The sequence below is a fragment of the Streptomyces sp. NBC_00178 genome (assembly GCF_036206005.1).
In the GTDB taxonomy this organism is placed as follows: Bacteria; Actinomycetota; Actinomycetes; order Streptomycetales; family Streptomycetaceae; genus Streptomyces.
This window is the reverse complement of record NZ_CP108143.1, coordinates 6957565-6973898: the sequence shown is the minus strand read 5'-3', so window position 1 is coordinate 6973898 and position 16334 is coordinate 6957565. Positions and strand designations below refer to the sequence as shown.

The following is a 16334-nucleotide window of genomic DNA, read 5'->3' as shown; positions in this document are numbered from 1 at the left end:
GGATTGAGGCGACGGCCGCCGCCGGCCACGGCGTTCGGGGTGTACATCTCGCCTCGCCGGGGGCGGCCGAGTTCCCGAGAATCGTGCACCGTCCCGGCGCGGAGCGGTTCGGCGGCCCCGAGCCGTACGGCAGCATCGAGCGGTTCGAACCCGCATCGCGCGGAGGCCCGCGCAGCAGAGCCGACTGCACACACGCATCCGACCTCGTGTGATCCGGGCGGGGTGTCTCCGGTCCGTCGACCACGTGGAAAGACCTTCCGCGTCGCCTCCCGGAAAACGGCCCGGTGCACGGCGCGAATTCTTCGCGCATGACATGGATCACGCCCGGACGGCGAACTTCCACGCCCCGGCAGTCTCGTGTCGTTGTAGAAGCCCCTACACACGATGCGGAGCCCTCCATGAGCACCGATGCGATTCTGGCGTCTCCCGACCCGCTCTCCCCCGGCACCCACTCCTTCGAAGTGGGTGGCATCACTCAGCGCTATCACGTGCACGGCAGCGGACCGGTGTGTGTGTTCCATCCGGGAGTACCCGGCGTCGACTGGACCCATCTGCGTGCTCCCGCCCTGGAGAAGCACCTGACCATGGTCTACGTGGAGCCGATCGGAACGGGAGCCTCGGGGCGCCTCCCGTCCCACCCCCACGGATACACCCGGGACCGCTACAGCCGTTTCCTGGAACTGCTGATCAACAATCTGGGCGTCCGGCGGGTCCACCTCCTGGGCCACGCACACGGTGCGCTCGTCGCCGCCCATCACGCGGCGCACCGTCCCGAGCGGTTGGCGGGCGTGGTGCTCCATGAGGGAGCACCGGTCCCGCCGTGCGGCGCGGAAGCGTCCTCCTGCGTCTCGGGGTTGGACGAGGATCTCGGCCCGGACACCACCGACGACCGCGTCGCCCTGAAGGGCCTGACCGTTCCGGCACTGGTCATCGTGAGCGGCGATGACACCGGCCCGGGCCTCGGCTGGGGCAGGGAGGTCGCCGGGATCATACCGGACGCGAGGCTGCTGGTACTGCGGGACGGCGCGCGCGGGGGGACCATCGGGGAGACGGCGTCGTGCACGCGTGCGGTCCGCGATTTCGTCCAGGCCGTACCTGCCTCCCAGTCTGACGGACGCACAGCGACCAGGACCGACCGCGCCCGCAGGAGTGTCTCCGGCGGACGTCCCTGACCGGGCCGGTGCGCGGCCCGCATCGCCGCACCCGGCGCTCGAAGGGAGCGGACACCCGGTCGGGCTGATGGGGTGGCCCTCGGCCTGGTGCGCGCGCGTCGCCTGACAGACGCAGCGCCCGGAGGAGAGGGTGACCCGTCGCCGTCGGCAATGGAGGAAACTATGACAGTCGGCCGTATCGGCATGGTCGTGCACGCGGGACGCGAGGAGGCCGTGGACGCCGCCCGGAGCGTCCGCGCCTGGTGCGCGGAGCTGGCCGTGCAGTGCACCGACATCGATGTGTGGCAGGACAGCCGCCGGCACAGCGCCCGGGAGGAGATCGAGGCCGCCGGCGATCCCGACCTGATCGTCACCCTGGGGGGCGACGGCACCTTCCTGCGCGGTGCGCGGCTGGCCTCCGAGAACGACGCGCTCGTGCTGGGGATCGATCTGGGCCGCGTCGGCTTCCTGACGGAGGTGTCGGCCGCTGCCGTGCGCTCCGCACTCGACGCGGTCTGCGACGGTGATCTCGAGATCGAGGAGCGCATGCTGCTGACGCTGCGGGCGTCCCGGCCCCTTGAGATCCCCCCGGAGATGGACACGCTCCTCTGCTACGGCCGCGGGCCCCTTCTGCCTCCGCCCCGGGTTCGTGACGACTGCGAGACCGGCAACGAATGGGGGGTCGCGCTGAACGTCACCGCACTCAACGACGTCGTCGTGGAGAAGCTGGCCCGGGACAGGCAGGTCTCGGTGGGTGTCTACCTGGCCGGAAGACTCCTGGCCTCGTACTCCGCCGACGCACTGCTGGTCGCCACACCGACGGGTTCCACCGCCTACAGTTTCGCCGCCGGCGGTCCCGTCGTCTCACCCCGCGCAGAGGGCCTGATCTTCACACCGGTCGCCCCGCACATGACCTTCAACCGGTCGGTCGTGGCTGCCCCGGACGAGCCCATCGCCCTGCGGCTGCTCGAACGCTCCGGCCAGGCCGCGGTCAGTGTCGACGGACAGCTGCGCGGTGTCCTCGATCCGGGCGACTGGATCGGCGTCTACGCCGCCCCTCAACGGCTTCGCTCCGTGCGTCTGGGGCCGATGGACTTCTACGGGCGTCTGCGCGAGCGGATGAACCTGACCGATGCTCCCGCGGCTCTGGCCGACGGGGACGCCGCCCCGCTCTGGCCGCAGACGACACCTCCGCCCCCGGATCTGGCACACCTGGCGATGCCGAGCTAACCATCGGCGCGTTGACGGGGACCCCGACGACCGTCGGACAGGCCGGTCGGGACGTGTCTCGGGCGGAGCGTGGCGGGAGGTGACGCTGCGCGAGGTTTCGAGGTGGCCGGGGCGGCCGACCGGACGCCACCGCAGCCGGATCACCATCACGCGGCATGCAGGCGCGAAGCGGTCTCCGTAAGCTCGTAGGGGCGGCTCCAGTGCCGGAGGGAAGGCGATGCGCAGGAACGGTGTCCTCCCGGCGGTCGGATCCGGGGCCGCGACGCGTCGATCCCGGCTTGGACGTGACGACCGATGAGCACAGCGATGGACCTCCTCATGATCACCATCGACGAGGCGCCCGATCATCCCGTGGAGCCGGAGAGGCTCGCCCTCGCGCTCGCGGCCGCGGAACTGATCGATCTGCTCGGGGCGGGGGCCGTCGACCTGGACGGGGGGCGCATAGTGCCGGGGCGGGGAGCGGTGCCCAGCGACCGGTTCCTGTAGCAGGCAGCCTCGTCGTTGACCGGGTCCGAGCCCTTCGAACTCGTCGGCGACTGGCTGTGGCGCCGGGATCGCGCGCTGGCCGACGCCTACACGGGGACCCTTGAGCCGAGTGGTCTCACCATCCGGCAGCGGCCCCCGGGACACCCGTTCCGGCGCCGCGAGATCACCCTGACCGACTCCCCCGGCCGTCGTCGCGCGACGGAGCGCAGGCAGTCGGCGGAACCCGTGCTGAGCGCGCTCACCGAGGCTGTCGGGATGCCCGGCGCCGAGACACACAGTCCCGGTGCCGCTGTCGGGAGGCCGGTGAGCACGGTGCTCTCAGCCCTGCGCGGCGTCCTGGAGGAGTGGGAGGCACAGAGGAGGGAGCGGATCATCGCGCAGGCCGAACTCGACCGGGCATGGGAGCGATTCGAGTAGCACGCGCGTCACGGACATCGGGCCGTGTTCCCCCATGACCCGAACGAGTGATCAACCGCCCGTACGGCACCGGGCGCGGGCATGTCGGCCACTGCCTGGTATTGAATCTCTTCCTACTTACAGGAGACAGCTGAGTCACCCACCCGCAGGAGCGGAGCACCTGTCGCGAGAGAGCTCCTCATCTGAGAAACAGGGGCGGCCGTGCGGTTCAGGAAAAGGTTCGAGCGCCTCCGTTCCGAGCGGAGAGAGGCGCGACGACGGCCGGAAGCCGCGCAGACCGCCGCCCCGGGGGCCACCGCGCAGTCGCCGTATCCCGCTCCTCGCGCCCGTGTCAGGCCGGAGCCCGCGGCGACCGTGATCCCGTGGGGTCTTCGCGTGGCAGCGGAGGCCGGGTGGCGCCTCCTCGTCATCGCGGCCGGCCTGTACGTGCTCGGTCAGGTGATCAGCGCTGTCCACGTCATCGCGCTCGCGCTGGTCGCGGCCATCCTCATCACTGCGCTACTCCAGCCGACGGTGGCCCGCCTCCACCGGCACGGCGTGCCCCAGGGGTTCGCCACGGTTCTGACGGCACTGTGCGGGTTCGTGCTGCTGGGCCTGGTCGGATGGTTCGTCGTCTGGCAGGTGATGAACAACTTCGACGATCTGTCCGGTCGTATCGAGGACGGCGTCGACGACATCAAGCGCTGGCTGGTCGAAAGTCCTTTCCACATCACGGAGAAGCAGATCGACAGCGCCACGGACCGGATCGGCAAGAGCATCAGTTCCCGAACCGGGCAGCTCACCGACGCCGGCATCCAGGGCTTCACCCTCGTCGTGGAACTGATCGCCGGAGTCCTGCTGACCCTGTTCTCGACGTTGTTCCTGCTGTACGACGGGGCGCGCATCTGGGCCTGGACCCTCAGGCTCGCTCCCGCCGCCGCACGCCCCGCGCTTCACGGCGCCGGCCCGCGCGCCTGGCACACCCTGACCGCGTACGTCCACGGCACCGCCGCCATCGCGTTCATCGACGCGGCCTGCATCGGTCTGGGAATCTACATCCTCGGCGTCCCGCTCGCCCTGCCCCTGGCCGTCATCATCTTCGCCGCGGCGTTCGTCCCGCTGGTGGGAGCCGTGGTGTCGGGAGCGCTGGCCGTCGTCGTGGCACTCGTGGCCGAGGGGGTATTCAAGGCGCTCCTGGTGCTGCTCATCGTGCTCGCCGTCCAGCAGCTCGAGGGGCACATCCTCCAGCCATTCATCCTCGGGCACGCGGTGCGTGTGCACCCGCTGGCGGTCATCCTCTCGGTGGCTGCCGGTGGCTTCGTGGCGGGCATCGGCGGCGCCGTCGTCGCAGTGCCGCTCGTGGCCGTGGCCAACACGGTGGTCAGCTATCTGGCGGGCCACGGCGACCGGCCGGACGCCCGGGCCGCCCCTGGCGGTCCGGACGGCCCGGGCCTCCCGTCCGGATCACACCCCGCGAATCCGGGGTGATCCGGGCGGGAGGCCCGTCCTCCTGCTTCTCAGTGCCGCATCACGCTTCGGCGCGCTTCGGCAGCTTCCATCCGGGACGCGGGAAGTGGCAGGTGTACCCCTCCGGGTACTTCTGCAGGTAGTCCTGGTGCTCCGTCTCGGCCTCCCAGAAGTCACCGGCCGGGGCGACCTCGGTCACCACCTTGCCGGGCCACAGACCCGAGGCGTCCACATCGGCGATGGTGTCCTCGGCGATGCGCCGCTGCTCGTCGTCGAGGTAGAAGATGGCGGAACGGTAGCTCGCGCCGATGTCGCCGCCCTGCCGGTTCCTCGTGCTCGGATCGTGGATCTGGAAGAAGTACTCCAGGATGTTGCGGTAGTCGGTCACCGCGGGGTCGAAGGCGATCTCGATCGCCTCGGCGTGATTCCCGTGATTGCGGTACGTCGCGTTCGGCACGTCACCACCGCTGTACCCCACTCGGGTCGCGGTGACGCCGGGGAGCGCGCGAATCAGGTCCTGCATTCCCCAGAAGCAGCCCCCGGCGAGCCATGCCTTCTGCTCAACGTCGCTCATAGCCTGTGTCTCTCTTTCAACTCGGGAAATCAATGGTGCACGGCACGAGGAGCGGACCCCTCCGGATCCGCTCGGACGGCGGTCACCGCCTCCGGGTGGCGTCGTGGGCCGCCGACGCTCCGGAGACGAATGCCGTGGCCCCGGGGCCGTAGCCGAACGACGCCACACTCTCCGCCCAGGCGAGGACCAGGGAGGCGTCGGCCCCCTCCTCCCCCTGTTCACGCCTGTGCCACCCACTCCGGTGGCCCGTCGTCCCGCTGGGTGTTCTCCCGGCGGGAGGGCGCGCCGGGCACTCCGTCGGCGGCCTCCTGAGCACGGCATCTGCGACCAGTCCCTCCGAACCGGCATCGCCCAGGGAATGCCGTGATCGGACTCGTCTTCACTCAAAGCACAGGAGGCGCCGAATATTCCGCCCCGAGGGTCGCGCCCGACGCCGATGAGCAGGCACGACGCCCGACCGCCCCGCTGCGCGGAGCACCCACGTCCGGTGCTCGACGCCCGCCCGCGTGCGGAGTGTGAAGCGGAGGCGTCACACGGCCCCGAGGATGCACACGACCCCGAGTCATCCACCGCCGAGTGCGGCAGCCGTTCCGGAAGATTCCGGAGACGGTCCAGAACTGTTCGACGGCGGCACGATCGCGACCTGCGGCCCGCGAGGCGCCGCCTCGCCGGCTGCCGGTTCACCCCAACAGGTTAGTCCCGCCACCCGGAGCCGTCATGTCGGCCGTGCTCCGGGGTCGTCCGTCCCCGGCCGCTCGCGGCAGTGATCGCAATCCCTGCGCAGCCGTGGGAGCCGGCGGTGGAGCCCTGCCCAGGGCGCACCACTTCGTCAGGTGGCGATCTCGCTCAGTGCCGCTGCGAGCTTCGTGAGGTCGAGGCCGGTCAGATGATCGAGGAAGTGCCGGCGCAAGGAGGCCAGATTGGTGGGCCAGGCCCTCTCCAGGCGTTCGCGGCCCACAGGGGTCAGGATGGCGTTCCACCCGCGGGCGTCGTTCGTCGCTCTGACACGCTCGAGCAGCCCTTGGCTCTCCAGCCGGGTCGCCAGCCGCGTCATGCCGCTGAGCGACATCTCGACAGCGGCTGCGAGATCGCTCATCCGAAGCTGCTCTCCGGGAGCCTCGGAGAGGTTCGCCAGTGCCAGGTACTCAACAAGCGAGATCCGCTGCTCCCGCAGCATGTCGGCGTCGATCGCACGAGGGAGCGCATAGATGACCCGGTTCAGCGAGCGTACGACGGCCTCTTCTTCGGCGTTGAGGGGCTTGGGCTCCGGCTCAGCAGGGTTCGAATGCTGTGCGATATGTGACATGGTCCCACTTTACTTGCTCAACGAAGAAAATGATCGGTCGCGAACCTCTGAATCACGCGCTTCGGCCGGGCCCTGCTGCCGCGCACGAATCATGCTCATTGGGGGGTGTCCACGTCTGTGGGGGCCGCCTGAGGCGGCCCCCACAGACGAGGCAGAACGTCGGGCCGTCAGGCGGCGCGGAGCGGGGCGAGGGCCGCGCTCCAGGCCTGGACCTGGTCCAGCGTCGCGTTCAGCGAGTCGACCTGGTGCTGACCGGGCTTGAACGTGCTGAAGTTCTCGAAGTCCGTGAACAGCGACAGCGCCACCTGCGCACGCACGTCCGCCATCTGCAGCTCCGCCGCGATCAGACGCAGGTGCTCCACCGCACGCGTACCACCCACCGAGCCGTAACCCACGAACCCGACAGCCTTGTTGTTCCACTCCCCGTACAGGAAGTCGATCGCGTTCTTCAGCGCACCCGACGTCGAGTGGTTGTACTCCGGCGTCACCATGACGAAACCGTCGAACGAAGCGATCTTGCTCGCCCACGCCTGCGTGTGCGGCTGCGCGTACTGACCCATCGACGGCGGCATCATCTCGTCGAGGTGCGGCAGGTTGTAGTCCAGCAGATCAACCAGCTCGAACTCGACGTCCGTGCGCTGCGAAGCGACGTCGTACACCCAACGCGCCACCGCCTCACCATTACGGCCCGGGCGGGTGCTACCAAGGATGATACCGATCTTGACCATGCGAAATCCCTTCGTGGATCATTGCAGAAACGCATTGTGCAACGCGCTTCGGCGTGAAACGTAACGCGACATGCTTGCCCAGTCAAATATATTCATCTGGAGCATTCCCGTCGGATCCGGCATCTGACGGAGCAGCATCACAGGGGGGCGTTCCGTTACGGTCCGGTCCTCAGCACCCGAAGGCCCGGTGCCCTCCGTCCCGGGATTGCCGGTCAGCCCGTGCCCGATGAGGAATGCGCGGCCCGGCATAGAATGCCCCAATGCCTCACAAGCGCCCCTACGCCTCTCCCCTGAGGGAACAGGCGGCTGCACGTACGCGCGAGCAGATTCTGCTGCGGGCCACAGAGCTGTTCGCAGAACGCGGATACGGCCTGGTGACCGTCGCGGACATCGCCTCCGCCGCCGGAGTCTCCCCCAAGACGGTGTTCGCGAGCACGGGCAGCAAGGGCGACATCCTGGACCGGATCGTCGATCAGGGTGTGGCGGCGTCCGGGTACGAAGACGCCGTTCAGGAGGTACTCGGCCAAAGCTCGCCGAAGGCGGTGATCGAGACCCTGGCCCACGGCACCCGCGCCGGCAACGAGGGGCACTTCTGCGTGCACGAGGCGATCCACAAGGCTCTGCCCGTCCACGAGAACGGCGACGCCCTGCGGCAGCGCGCCACGGCCGCGTACCGTGACGCCCTCCGCGCCGGCGCGCGCCACCTCCACGCGCTCACCCCCGCACCGGCCGGCACCGAGCAGGAGACCGCGGACCTCCTGTGGTTCTGGTTCGGGCCCGGCGGCTGGCGCTCGCTGGTGGTCGACAACGGCTGGTCGTGGGACCGCGCAGAGGAGTTCCTCGTGCACACGGCGACCGCCACCCTGTACGAAGGCGCGTACACCGCGCGGCCGACGGGAGTCGGGCCGTGACCGATGCCCTCGAGGAAGTCCTCGCACGCTGGAAGCACGCCTTCGACAGCCACCGGCCGGACGAGATGGCGGACCTCTTCACCCAGGACGCCCTGTTCCAGGGCTTCGGGCCGTCCGTCACCACCGGCCGCGATGCTGTGCGCTCGTACTACCGGGCCGTCGCGGACGGTCGGCGTGCCGATGTCGTCCCTCTCCACAGCTACACGATCGGGCCGGGCGTCACCTGCGGTTTCGCCGATGTCACCGTCACCGGCGGAGCGCGACCCGAGGTGCGGATGCGTATGTCGCTGGTGGTACAGCGAGACGACGAGGGCTGGAAGATCCGTCAGTACCACGTCTCACGGCTCCCGGCGCAGACGCGGGACTGACGGGGCATCCTCGCAAGGAAGAGGGTCCGAGGGAGAGGGTCAGCCGGTGGTCAGGACCATCCGGAAGCGGGCGGAACCCGAGAGCATCTTGCGGTAGGCCGTGCCGGTCTCGGCGAGTGGCATCGTCTCGACCACGGGGCGAATGCCGTGCAGTGCGCTGAACTCCATGGTGTCCTGCACCGCTCGTGCGGTCCCGGAGGGGTGTCCCCGCAGGACGCGTCCGCTCAGGATGATCTGCAGCGGACTGATGTCGAAGTTCTCGGGCGAGACTCCGATGACCGTGAGTTCGCCTCGGGGGCGCAGGCCGTCCACCGTCGCCGAGATGGCCTCCGAACTGCCGGCAGTGGCGAGGACGGCCTTCGCGCCCCCCAGAGCCTGCAGCGCTTCGGCGACGGGCGTACCGGCCGTGCTGTCGATGTAGTGATGGGCCCCCAGTTCCCTGGCCAGTTCACCCTTCTCGGCACCACGGGCGATGGCCACCGTCTCGAAGCCCATGGCCCGTGCGAACTGCACACCGAGATGGCCGAGCCCGCCGAGTCCCAGCACCGCCACCAGGTCGCCGGGGCCGGCGGAACTACGCCGCAGTCCGTCGAAGGTCGTGACGCCCGCGCAGGCCATGGGCCCCGCTTCGGCGGCCGTCAGGGCGTCGGGGATGCGCGCCAGGGCGTCGATCGGCGCGATCATGCTCTCGGCGTACCCCCCGTCGTATGCCCATCCGGGGATCTTGATGTTCTCGCAGACCATGAAGTCGCCCTGTCGGCACGGAACGCAGTATCCGCAGCTCCCTCCGAACCACCCCACCGTCACGCGGTCTCCCACGTTCCACTGATGTTCCTGCGCCCCCTCCCCCAGCTCCTCGATGCGACCGGCGACCTCGTGCCCCGGGACCAGCGGGAACCGCACGCCGGGGAGCCCGGCGGTGACGAACACGTCGTCGCTGTGGCAGATCCCGCAGGCCTCGACGGCCAGCCGCACGTGCCGGGGGCCTGGATGGGGAATTTCGCGCTCCACGACCTCGAAATTGCCGTTCGGGGTGGCGACCTGCGCGGCCCGGTAGGTGTTCATGAGTGTCTCCGAACTCCCGGAGCGGCGACCCACGGGCGACCGCAGGCCGATGATGGGAAGGCGGTCCGGATTCTCATCCGGCCGCTGTCGCTCTCGACCACCGGCGAATACGGTGCGGGCCACCGCCTCGGCTCGCCCGGTCCTTCGGATTCGAAACCGGAGCTTCGGAACGAGAGCTTCGAAACAAAGCATCTCCATCCCACCACCGCATGATCCTGCGGGCAACAGATACGGCCCGAGGGTCGTGTTCCCCCCGGCAAAGACAACCCCTGAATTCCCTGACCGGGTTGACGGACATGTCCCGCGCGGCGGCGGTGGGTAGACGATTTCGGCTCCCGGCGCGTACGAGGTGACACCGCTCCCGCTGGTGGCGCATCGCCTCGCGAGGTACGTTCGAGGAAAGCCGGACACGCCGTGGCGGGCCCGGCGGCAGTGCGGTTCGCGAGGGTTCCGCCGACGCTCGACAAGTCGGCTGCACCGGTGGTGGATGCGAGGGCTGGAGGGCAGCCGGGTGGCGGCCCGCCCCGACAGGGTTGCGGTGACGGCCCCCGCGGGGACGCCGTCCCACCCGGATCGGCTCCCCACCTCGTTGCCGCCTCGATCATCCGGAGGCATTGATGGGCAGCAAGCCGGACCGGTCCCAGGAGCTCGTCGACCAGATCGTCGTGGTGATCGGCGCGAGTTCGGGGATGGGCCTCGAGACCGCGCGCCAAGTGCGGGCAGCCGGAGGCCAGGTGGTGATGGTCGGACGCGACCGGCAACGGCTGGACAGGGCCGCGGCCGAGATCCGGCCCTTGAGCACGGCAGCGTTCGACGCCGGTGACACGGACCGTGTCCAGCGGTTCTTCGGAGATCTGCCCCATACGGTCGACCACGTCCTGTCGACGGCGGGCGGACCGTCGTACGCCCCCCTGGACGACATGGACGTGACCGATACCAGTCGGCACTTCGGCGAGCGTCTGGCCATGACCCTCGCCATCGCGAAGTACGGCCGGGGCAAAGTGCGCGACGGCGGAACGCTGTTGTTCGTCGGTGGCACAGGCGGCCGGAGGCCGGGGATCGGCAGGTCGGTGACCGCGGCCATGACCGCGGCGCTGCCGGCCCTCACCGCGAACCTGGCGCTGGAGCTGGCACCGGTCCGGGTCAACCTCATCGCCGCCGGCTTCGTCGACACACCCTTGTCAGCTTCACTCCTCGGCGATCGGATCGAGGCTCGACGGGCGGAGCTTCGTGCCTCGCTCCCGATCCGCCGGGTCGTCGGCCCGCAGGACGTCGCCTCTCTCGCCGTGCACCTCATGTGCAACGAAGCACTGACGGGCGCCACCTACGACATCGACGGCGGCCAGCAGCTCCTGTCGACCTGACGGATCCGTTTCCGGTGCAGGGGAAAAGAATTCCTCGGGATCACGCTCTTTCACCTGGGCTGCCGTAACTCGGCGTACGAGTGGCGGGGTTATGGCCGGGCAGTATCGTGGTAATTCGCAGTCGACCGACGCCATTGCACGGTCGGCGCTTCAGAGCGCCGCGCAGCGATGTGCGGATGCGTCCGGCCGACCGCAGGGGGAATACTCGTGGGGGAATACTCGCAGGCGGGACAGAAAGGCTCCACCGTGGACATGAAACTCGAAGTCGTAGTGATCCCGGTTGCGGACGTCGACCGGGCGAAGAGCTTCTACTCAGGACTGGGGTGGCGGCTGGACGCCGACGTCGCCGGCGACGACGGCTTCCGGGTGGTGCAGGTGACGCCTCCTGGCTCGCCCTGCTCGGTGATCTTCGGCGACGGCGTCAGCACCGCAGCACCAGGCTCGGTCGAGGGCCTGCACCTCGTCGTATCGGACATCGAGGCGGCACGTGCGGATCTGGCCGGGAACGGTGTCGCGGTCAGCGAGATCTTCCACGACGCCGGCGGAGTCTTCCACCACGCGGGCACGAAGGCCCGGCTGCCCGGCACGGCACCCGAGCGGGCGAGCTACGGATCGTTCCTCTCGTTCACCGACCCGGACGGCAACGGCTGGACGGTGCAGGAGATCACGGAGCGCCTCCCCGGCAGGTGACACCGTGACCCGACGCCACGCGTGACGTCGGGCGGGACAGGGGTGACCTCGAGCGAGCGAGGCAGTCGGCCGGGCCAGGGTCGGCTGCCTCGCTCCGTGCTGTCGGCTGTCTGCGTTGCCGCTTCGCTGTCGGCTGTCTGCGTTGTCGGCTGTCTGCGTTGCCGCCTCGTGCCGCCCGCCGTCGACGACGGGCGGCACGAGGGCGGGCGGCGATGGCGCGCGGCACGAGGCACGAGGCGGCAACGACGGGCGGCGAGGGCGGTGCGCTGCCGCCGACGGCCGTGTCAGGGTTCTTCGTCGGCCTGCTGCTGCCCGGGACGCCCCGGATAGCGGCCCGGCGGCTGCTCGGGTGCGCGGCGGCGGTGACCGTCGGGCACGGGCCGGCTCGTGGCCGATCCGCTGGTGAGGGTGAGCTCCTCGCCGTGGTGACGGATCGTCATCGACTCACCGTCGAGCAACGTGTAGGTGGCCGACCGGGCATCGATCTCGACGCGGACACTGCGGCCCCAGATCCTGACGCGGAAGGCGAGCCGGCTGAGCCGCTCCGGCAGCCGTGGCATGAACGACAGGTGGTCCCCGTCATGGCGCATTCCGCCGAACCCGCAGACGAGGGCCATCCAGGTGCCGGCGAGGGACGCGATGTGCAGTCCGTCGCGGGTGTTGTTCTCCAGGTCGTTCAGGTCCATCATCGCCGCTTCGACGGCGTAGTCGTAGGCGAGCTGCGCGTGACCGACCTCCGCCGCGATCACGGCCTGGCAGCAGGCGGACAGCGAGGAGTCGCGCACCGTGCACGGCTCGTAGTAGGCGAAGTTGCGTGCCTTGTGCTCCGCGTCGAAGGACTCACCGCACGTGTACATCGCCAGCACCAGGTCAGCCTGCTTCACCACCTGCTTGCGGTAGATGTCGAAGTAGGGGAAGTGCAGCAGCAGGGGGTACTGGTCGATGCGGGTGGAGGCGAAGTCCCACGGCTGGTGACGTGTGAACCCCGCGTGCTGCTCGTGCACCTTCAGCTCGTCGTCGTACGGCAGGTGCATCTCCGCGGCGGCCTCCCGCCACGACGCGGTCTCCTCGTGGTCCACCCCCAGGGCTGCCGCCTCCCGCGGGTTGCGTTCGGCGATCTCGGCACCCCAGCGCAGGTTCCTGGCCGCCATGAGGTTCGTATAGGTGTTGTCGTCGGCGATCGCACTGTACTCGTCCGGCCCGGTCACTCCGTCGATGTGGAACGTTCCCCCGCTGTCGTGGTGACCGAGGGACATCCACAGCCGGGCCGTCTCCACCAGGAGTTCCAGTCCGCATCCGCGCTCGAACTCCGCGTCACCGGTGGCGGAGACGTAGCGGATCACGGCGTCGGCGATGTCGGCGTTGACGTGGAAGGCGGCGGTCCCCGCCGGCCAGTAGGCGCTGCATTCCGAACCCTCGATGGTCCGCCAGGGGAAAGCCGCCCCGCGCAGGCCGAGTTGCCGTGCACGCTCGCGCGCCTGGGGCAGGGTACTGTGCCGCCAGTTCAGCGCCTCGACGACCGCGTTGGGCGAGGTGTAGGTGAGCAGGGGCAGCACGAAGGTCTCGGTGTCCCAGAAGGAGTGGCCGTCGTACCCCGTGCCGGTCAGTCCCTTGCTGGGAATGGCACGCTGCTCGGCGCGAGCGCCGGCCTGGAGTACGTGGAACAGGGCGAAGCGCACGGCCTGTTGCAGTTCCTCGTCGCCCTGCACTTCGACATCCGACCTGGCCCAGAAGTCGTCCAGGTACTCCCGCTGTTCGTCGATCAGCCCCTGCCAGCCCGTGGTGGCGGCCGCGGCGAGCGCGGCTTCGACCTGGTCCCGCACGGCTGGAAGCGACCTGACGCCCGACCAGCCGTAGCCGACCGTCTTCTCTATGCGGAGCTTGTCGCCCGGGGCGAGTTCCGACGTGACGGTGAGCCGGGCGACATCGGCGTTGCTCTCACTGCTGGTGCGGGTCATCGCGGGCCCGTCCACGGTGTGGTCGGCCGCCGCCGCCACCCTCAGCCCGCTGTTGTGGGTGCAGTGGATCAGCCTCAGGCGCGTCCCCGAGGCCGCGGCCTCTTCGGCGTCCAGCGGCGACTGCAGGGCGACGGCGGCGCGGGGATCCCCTTTGGGCGTGGGCAGTTGCTCGTTGGCGATGAGTTCCGACTGCACCACGACACGCACCGTGGTGTCGACCGCTTCGACCTCGTAGGCGATCGCGGCTATCGAGCGCTGCGTGAAGGAGACCATGCGGGTCGACCGGACCCGCACGCTGCAGCCCGCGGGCGAGGTCCATTCACAGGTACGCCTCAGCACCCCGGCCCGGAGGTCGAGGACCCGCTCGTGACTGCGCAGGCGGCCGTAGCGCAGGTCGAACGGCTCGTCGTCGACGAGGAGTCGGATGACCTTCCCATTGGTCACGTTGATCGCCGTCTGGCCGGACTCGGGGTTGCCGTAGGCTCCCTCCGCGTACGGCAGGGGGTGCACCTCGTGCACTCCGTTGAGGTAGGAGCCGGGCAGGCCGTGCGGCTCGCCCTCGTCGAGGTTCCCGCGCCAGCCGACGTGTCCGTTGGACAGGGCGAAGACGGATTCGCTCTGCGGCAGCAGGTCCATGTTCAGCGGCGCCTCCCGCAGGATCCAGGGGTCCACCGCGAAGCAGTTGGCGGTGATCATGTCCGGCCCCCCTGGTCCGCCAGGTCTCCAAGGTCCGCCAGGTCCGGCACCACGATGTCCGCGCCGTGCGCCCGCAGGGCGTCTGCCTGTCCGACCCTGTCCAGACCCACGACGTATCCGAAGTGGCCCGAGCGCCCCGCGTCCATGCCGGCCAGCGCGTCCTCGAAGACCGCTGACGCGGAGGCCTTCACACCGAGTTCGTCGGCCGCTGCGAGGAAGGTGTCCGGATGCGGTTTGCCGGCGAGTCCGCGTTCAGCGGCGATCAGCCCGTCGACGCGGACGTCGAACAGGTCCTCCGCCTGCACGGACTGGAGAATCGCCCGGCAGTTGACGCTGGAGGACACGACCGCCGTCCTGATCCCCCGCTGCCTCGCCGCCCTGACGTAGCGCAGGGTGCTCGGGTAGGCCTCGACGCCGGTCGTACGTATCTTTTCGAGCAGCAGGGCGTTCTTTCTGTTCCCCAGGCCCTGGACCGTCTCCTGCTCGCCGGTATCCTCCGGCGATCCTTCGGGGAGCCTGATGTCCCGGGACTCCAGGAAACTCCGGACGCCGTCCGCCCGCGGTTTGCCGTCCACGTACTCGTTGTAGTCGTGCTCGGAGTCGAACGGTGTGAAGCCGGCGCCGTAGCGCCGCTCCAGGAATTCGTCGAAGGCCTGTTTCCATGCGGCGGCGTGGACCACGGCGGTTTTCGTGATCACACCGTCCATGTCGAAAAGACAAGCCTGTATGCGAGCCGGCAGACCTAGCTCTTCCATGGCGAGCGCGCCCTTCCCGGACCGGCATCGTCGTGGCCCGTGCCGCGCGGTGATCCGGACGTGGAGCGCGGCGGCCCTTACCTCGGGCCCGACCCGTCATCTCACGATCCCCCCGGCTGAAGACTGGTGCAACCTGCGGCTGGGGAGACGAGGCCGGGCCCCGGGAGCAGGGTCCAGGAGGTCCGGAGGCGCCGGGCCGGACCGTCGACGCCTCACGCGACGAGCCCCCCGGTACGAGGTGAGAGCGACAAGCCGGCCGCTCCGCCGTGCACAGGCCGGACGCCCTGCGCGACGAGGAGGACAGGCCCTGACGGTCGTGTCACGCACACGCTACGGCGCTGCTCGGCCCTGGCACCGGGACCCCGAGGCGCCACGGTGGGGCCGGCGCTGCCGCTTCGCCGACGGACGCCCCGCGGGGCCGTGTCCGAGGTCCTGTGGCCGGTCGGATCACTGCCGACGGGTGCGCTCGGGTCGCCGCGGCTTCACTGGATGGCCCGGCGGTACGGCCCGATGGCCCGTACGGGCCGGTACGCGCGTACCGGCCCGTGCCGGAAGGTACGGGTTCGCGGACCGGCGGCGCGGGCCGGATCCGGTCACCGGGCCCCCCGGCGCTCGTCCGGGGGGCCCTGGGCGTGCTGCGCCCGGCGAGGTCAGGCAGAAGTGATGTTCTCCGCCTGCGGGCCCTTCTGGCCCTGCGCGATGTCAAAGGTGACGGCCTGGCCTTCCTGGAGCTCCCGGAAGCCGGTGGCGTTGATGGCGGAGTAGTGCGCGAAGACGTCCGGTCCACCGCCGTCCTGCTGGATGAAACCGAAGCCCTTCTCGGCGTTGAACCACTTCACAGTCCCGCTGGCCATGCTTGTGCCTTCCTGTTCATATCCGGACCCGCACCTCGCGGTCCCGGGGTGCCGTGGTCCGCGCCGACACAGCAAAACGCCCGCACCAAAGCGCGGGCAAGCGAAGCGGACCACGACATCTGGCAGAGACGCTACATCGCGGAACCGGCCCCCACCAGGGAGCAACAACACGACGCACGCGTCCAGTCGGGTGACCCGGTACCCCAACTGCCATCCAGGAGGCGAATCGTCACGCCCGAGGGCCCGGCATCGCGGGCGACCGAGGAGCGCCGAGCCGCCCCGGAGTCGCGGTGCGGCTCTGAGCCGTCCGGGTCCCGGCTCCCCGGGCGTGGCGG

At 69.8% G+C, this 16334-nt stretch carries 16 protein-coding genes; 9 read left to right on the top strand and 7 right to left on the bottom strand.

The genetic code is table 11. From position 1 onward, the window contains the following. Positions 1-398 precede the first annotated feature (398 nt). The 5 genes from OHT61_RS30700 (at position 399) to OHT61_RS30680 (ending at position 4751) form a co-directional block, all read left to right on the top strand. On the top strand, positions 399-1172 hold the full coding sequence (locus OHT61_RS30700) for an alpha/beta fold hydrolase (protein WP_329042673.1): 774 nt from the start codon (positions 399-401) through the stop codon (positions 1170-1172). A gap of 162 nt (positions 1173-1334) precedes the next feature. After that, a complete protein-coding gene (locus OHT61_RS30695) occupies positions 1335-2381 on the top strand; it encodes an NAD(+)/NADH kinase (protein WP_329042671.1) in 1047 nt (348 codons plus the stop codon). Between the two features lie 294 nt (positions 2382-2675). Further along, positions 2676-2867, top strand: coding sequence for a GPP34 family phosphoprotein (locus OHT61_RS30690; RefSeq protein ID WP_329042670.1), 192 nt, complete (start codon positions 2676-2678; stop codon positions 2865-2867). Positions 2868-2882: 15 nt separating this feature from the next. Then, positions 2883-3284, top strand: a complete 402-nt coding sequence (locus OHT61_RS30685; protein WP_329042669.1) for a hypothetical protein — start codon at positions 2883-2885, stop codon at positions 3282-3284. Positions 3285-3485: 201 nt separating this feature from the next. Beyond that, entirely contained in the window at positions 3486-4751 is a 1266-nt protein-coding gene (locus tag OHT61_RS30680) for an AI-2E family transporter (protein WP_443049589.1), read from the top strand. 40 nt (positions 4752-4791) lie between these two features. On the opposite strand, the gene msrA is transcribed toward OHT61_RS30680, so the two are convergent. From msrA to OHT61_RS30665, 3 genes are all read right to left on the bottom strand, one after another. Continuing rightward, positions 4792-5304 carry a peptide-methionine (S)-S-oxide reductase MsrA gene (gene msrA, locus OHT61_RS30675; protein WP_329042668.1) on the bottom strand — a complete coding sequence of 171 codons (513 nt, stop codon included), beginning with the start codon at positions 5302-5304 and terminating at the stop codon, positions 4792-4794. 829 nt (positions 5305-6133) lie between these two features. Continuing rightward, positions 6134-6610, bottom strand: a complete 477-nt coding sequence (locus OHT61_RS30670) for a MarR family winged helix-turn-helix transcriptional regulator (protein ID WP_329042666.1) — start codon at positions 6608-6610, stop codon at positions 6134-6136. A gap of 167 nt (positions 6611-6777) precedes the next feature. Next, on the bottom strand, positions 6778-7338 hold the full coding sequence (locus OHT61_RS30665; protein WP_329042665.1) for an NADPH-dependent FMN reductase: 561 nt from the start codon (positions 7336-7338) through the stop codon (positions 6778-6780). Positions 7339-7598: 260 nt separating this feature from the next. On the opposite strand from OHT61_RS30665, the gene OHT61_RS30660 reads away from it, so the two are divergent. Next, entirely contained in the window at positions 7599-8249 is a 651-nt protein-coding gene (locus OHT61_RS30660; protein ID WP_329042663.1) for a TetR/AcrR family transcriptional regulator, read from the top strand. Further along, positions 8246-8617 carry a YybH family protein gene (locus OHT61_RS30655; RefSeq protein WP_329042662.1) on the top strand — a complete coding sequence of 124 codons (372 nt, stop codon included), beginning with the start codon at positions 8246-8248 and terminating at the stop codon, positions 8615-8617. The genes OHT61_RS30660 and OHT61_RS30655 overlap by 4 nt, the downstream gene beginning before the upstream one ends. Positions 8618-8656: 39 nt before the next feature. Here OHT61_RS30655 and OHT61_RS30650 read toward each other — a convergent pair whose 3' ends face one another. After that, positions 8657-9682 carry an alcohol dehydrogenase catalytic domain-containing protein gene (locus OHT61_RS30650; RefSeq protein WP_329042661.1) on the bottom strand — a complete coding sequence of 342 codons (1026 nt, stop codon included), beginning with the start codon at positions 9680-9682 and terminating at the stop codon, positions 8657-8659. A 617-nt stretch (positions 9683-10299) separates the two neighbouring features. Here OHT61_RS30650 and OHT61_RS30645 point away from each other — a divergent pair. Both OHT61_RS30645 and OHT61_RS30640 read left to right on the top strand, forming a co-directional pair. Further along, complete coding sequence (locus OHT61_RS30645; protein WP_329042659.1) at positions 10300-11046, top strand: SDR family oxidoreductase; 747 nt, start codon at positions 10300-10302, stop codon at positions 11044-11046. 246 nt (positions 11047-11292) lie between these two features. Further along, entirely contained in the window at positions 11293-11736 is a 444-nt protein-coding gene (locus OHT61_RS30640) for a VOC family protein (RefSeq protein ID WP_329042658.1), read from the top strand. Positions 11737-12020: 284 nt separating this feature from the next. Here OHT61_RS30640 and OHT61_RS30635 read toward each other — a convergent pair whose 3' ends face one another. From OHT61_RS30635 to OHT61_RS30625, 3 genes are all read right to left on the bottom strand, one after another. Beyond that, positions 12021-14390 carry a glycoside hydrolase family 65 protein gene (locus OHT61_RS30635; RefSeq protein WP_329042657.1) on the bottom strand — a complete coding sequence of 790 codons (2370 nt, stop codon included), beginning with the start codon at positions 14388-14390 and terminating at the stop codon, positions 12021-12023. After that, positions 14387-15145: an HAD family hydrolase gene (locus OHT61_RS30630; RefSeq protein ID WP_329042656.1), complete on the bottom strand. Its 759-nt coding sequence runs from the start codon at positions 15143-15145 to the stop codon at positions 14387-14389. Before OHT61_RS30630 ends, OHT61_RS30635 begins: the two co-directional genes overlap by 4 nt. A 650-nt stretch (positions 15146-15795) precedes the next feature. Next, on the bottom strand, positions 15796-15999 hold the full coding sequence (locus tag OHT61_RS30625) for a cold-shock protein (protein ID WP_329042655.1): 204 nt from the start codon (positions 15997-15999) through the stop codon (positions 15796-15798). Positions 16000-16334: the final 335 nt, after the last annotated feature.

Excerpts from the sequence above, each read along its gene's own strand:
- OHT61_RS30650 (WP_329042661.1), bottom strand. The coding sequence starts at position 9,682 with ATGAACACCTACCGGGCCGCGCAGGTCGCCACCCCGAACGGCAATTTC.
- OHT61_RS30690 (WP_329042670.1), top strand. The coding sequence starts at position 2,676 with ATGAGCACAGCGATGGACCTCCTCATGATCACCATCGACGAGGCGCCC.
- OHT61_RS30635 (WP_329042657.1), bottom strand. The coding sequence starts at position 14,390 with ATGATCACCGCCAACTGCTTCGCGGTGGACCCCTGGATCCTGCGGGAG.
- OHT61_RS30645 (WP_329042659.1), top strand. The coding sequence starts at position 10,300 with ATGGGCAGCAAGCCGGACCGGTCCCAGGAGCTCGTCGACCAGATCGTC.
- OHT61_RS30625 (WP_329042655.1), bottom strand. The coding sequence starts at position 15,999 with ATGGCCAGCGGGACTGTGAAGTGGTTCAACGCCGAGAAGGGCTTCGGT.
- OHT61_RS30660 (WP_329042663.1), top strand. The coding sequence starts at position 7,599 with ATGCCTCACAAGCGCCCCTACGCCTCTCCCCTGAGGGAACAGGCGGCT.
- OHT61_RS30665 (WP_329042665.1), bottom strand. The coding sequence starts at position 7,338 with ATGGTCAAGATCGGTATCATCCTTGGTAGCACCCGCCCGGGCCGTAAT.
- OHT61_RS30700 (WP_329042673.1), top strand. The coding sequence starts at position 399 with ATGAGCACCGATGCGATTCTGGCGTCTCCCGACCCGCTCTCCCCCGGC.
- OHT61_RS30695 (WP_329042671.1), top strand. The coding sequence starts at position 1,335 with ATGACAGTCGGCCGTATCGGCATGGTCGTGCACGCGGGACGCGAGGAG.
- OHT61_RS30670 (WP_329042666.1), bottom strand. The coding sequence starts at position 6,610 with ATGTCACATATCGCACAGCATTCGAACCCTGCTGAGCCGGAGCCCAAG.
- msrA (WP_329042668.1), bottom strand. The coding sequence starts at position 5,304 with ATGAGCGACGTTGAGCAGAAGGCATGGCTCGCCGGGGGCTGCTTCTGG.
- OHT61_RS30630 (WP_329042656.1), bottom strand. The coding sequence starts at position 15,145 with ATGGAAGAGCTAGGTCTGCCGGCTCGCATACAGGCTTGTCTTTTCGAC.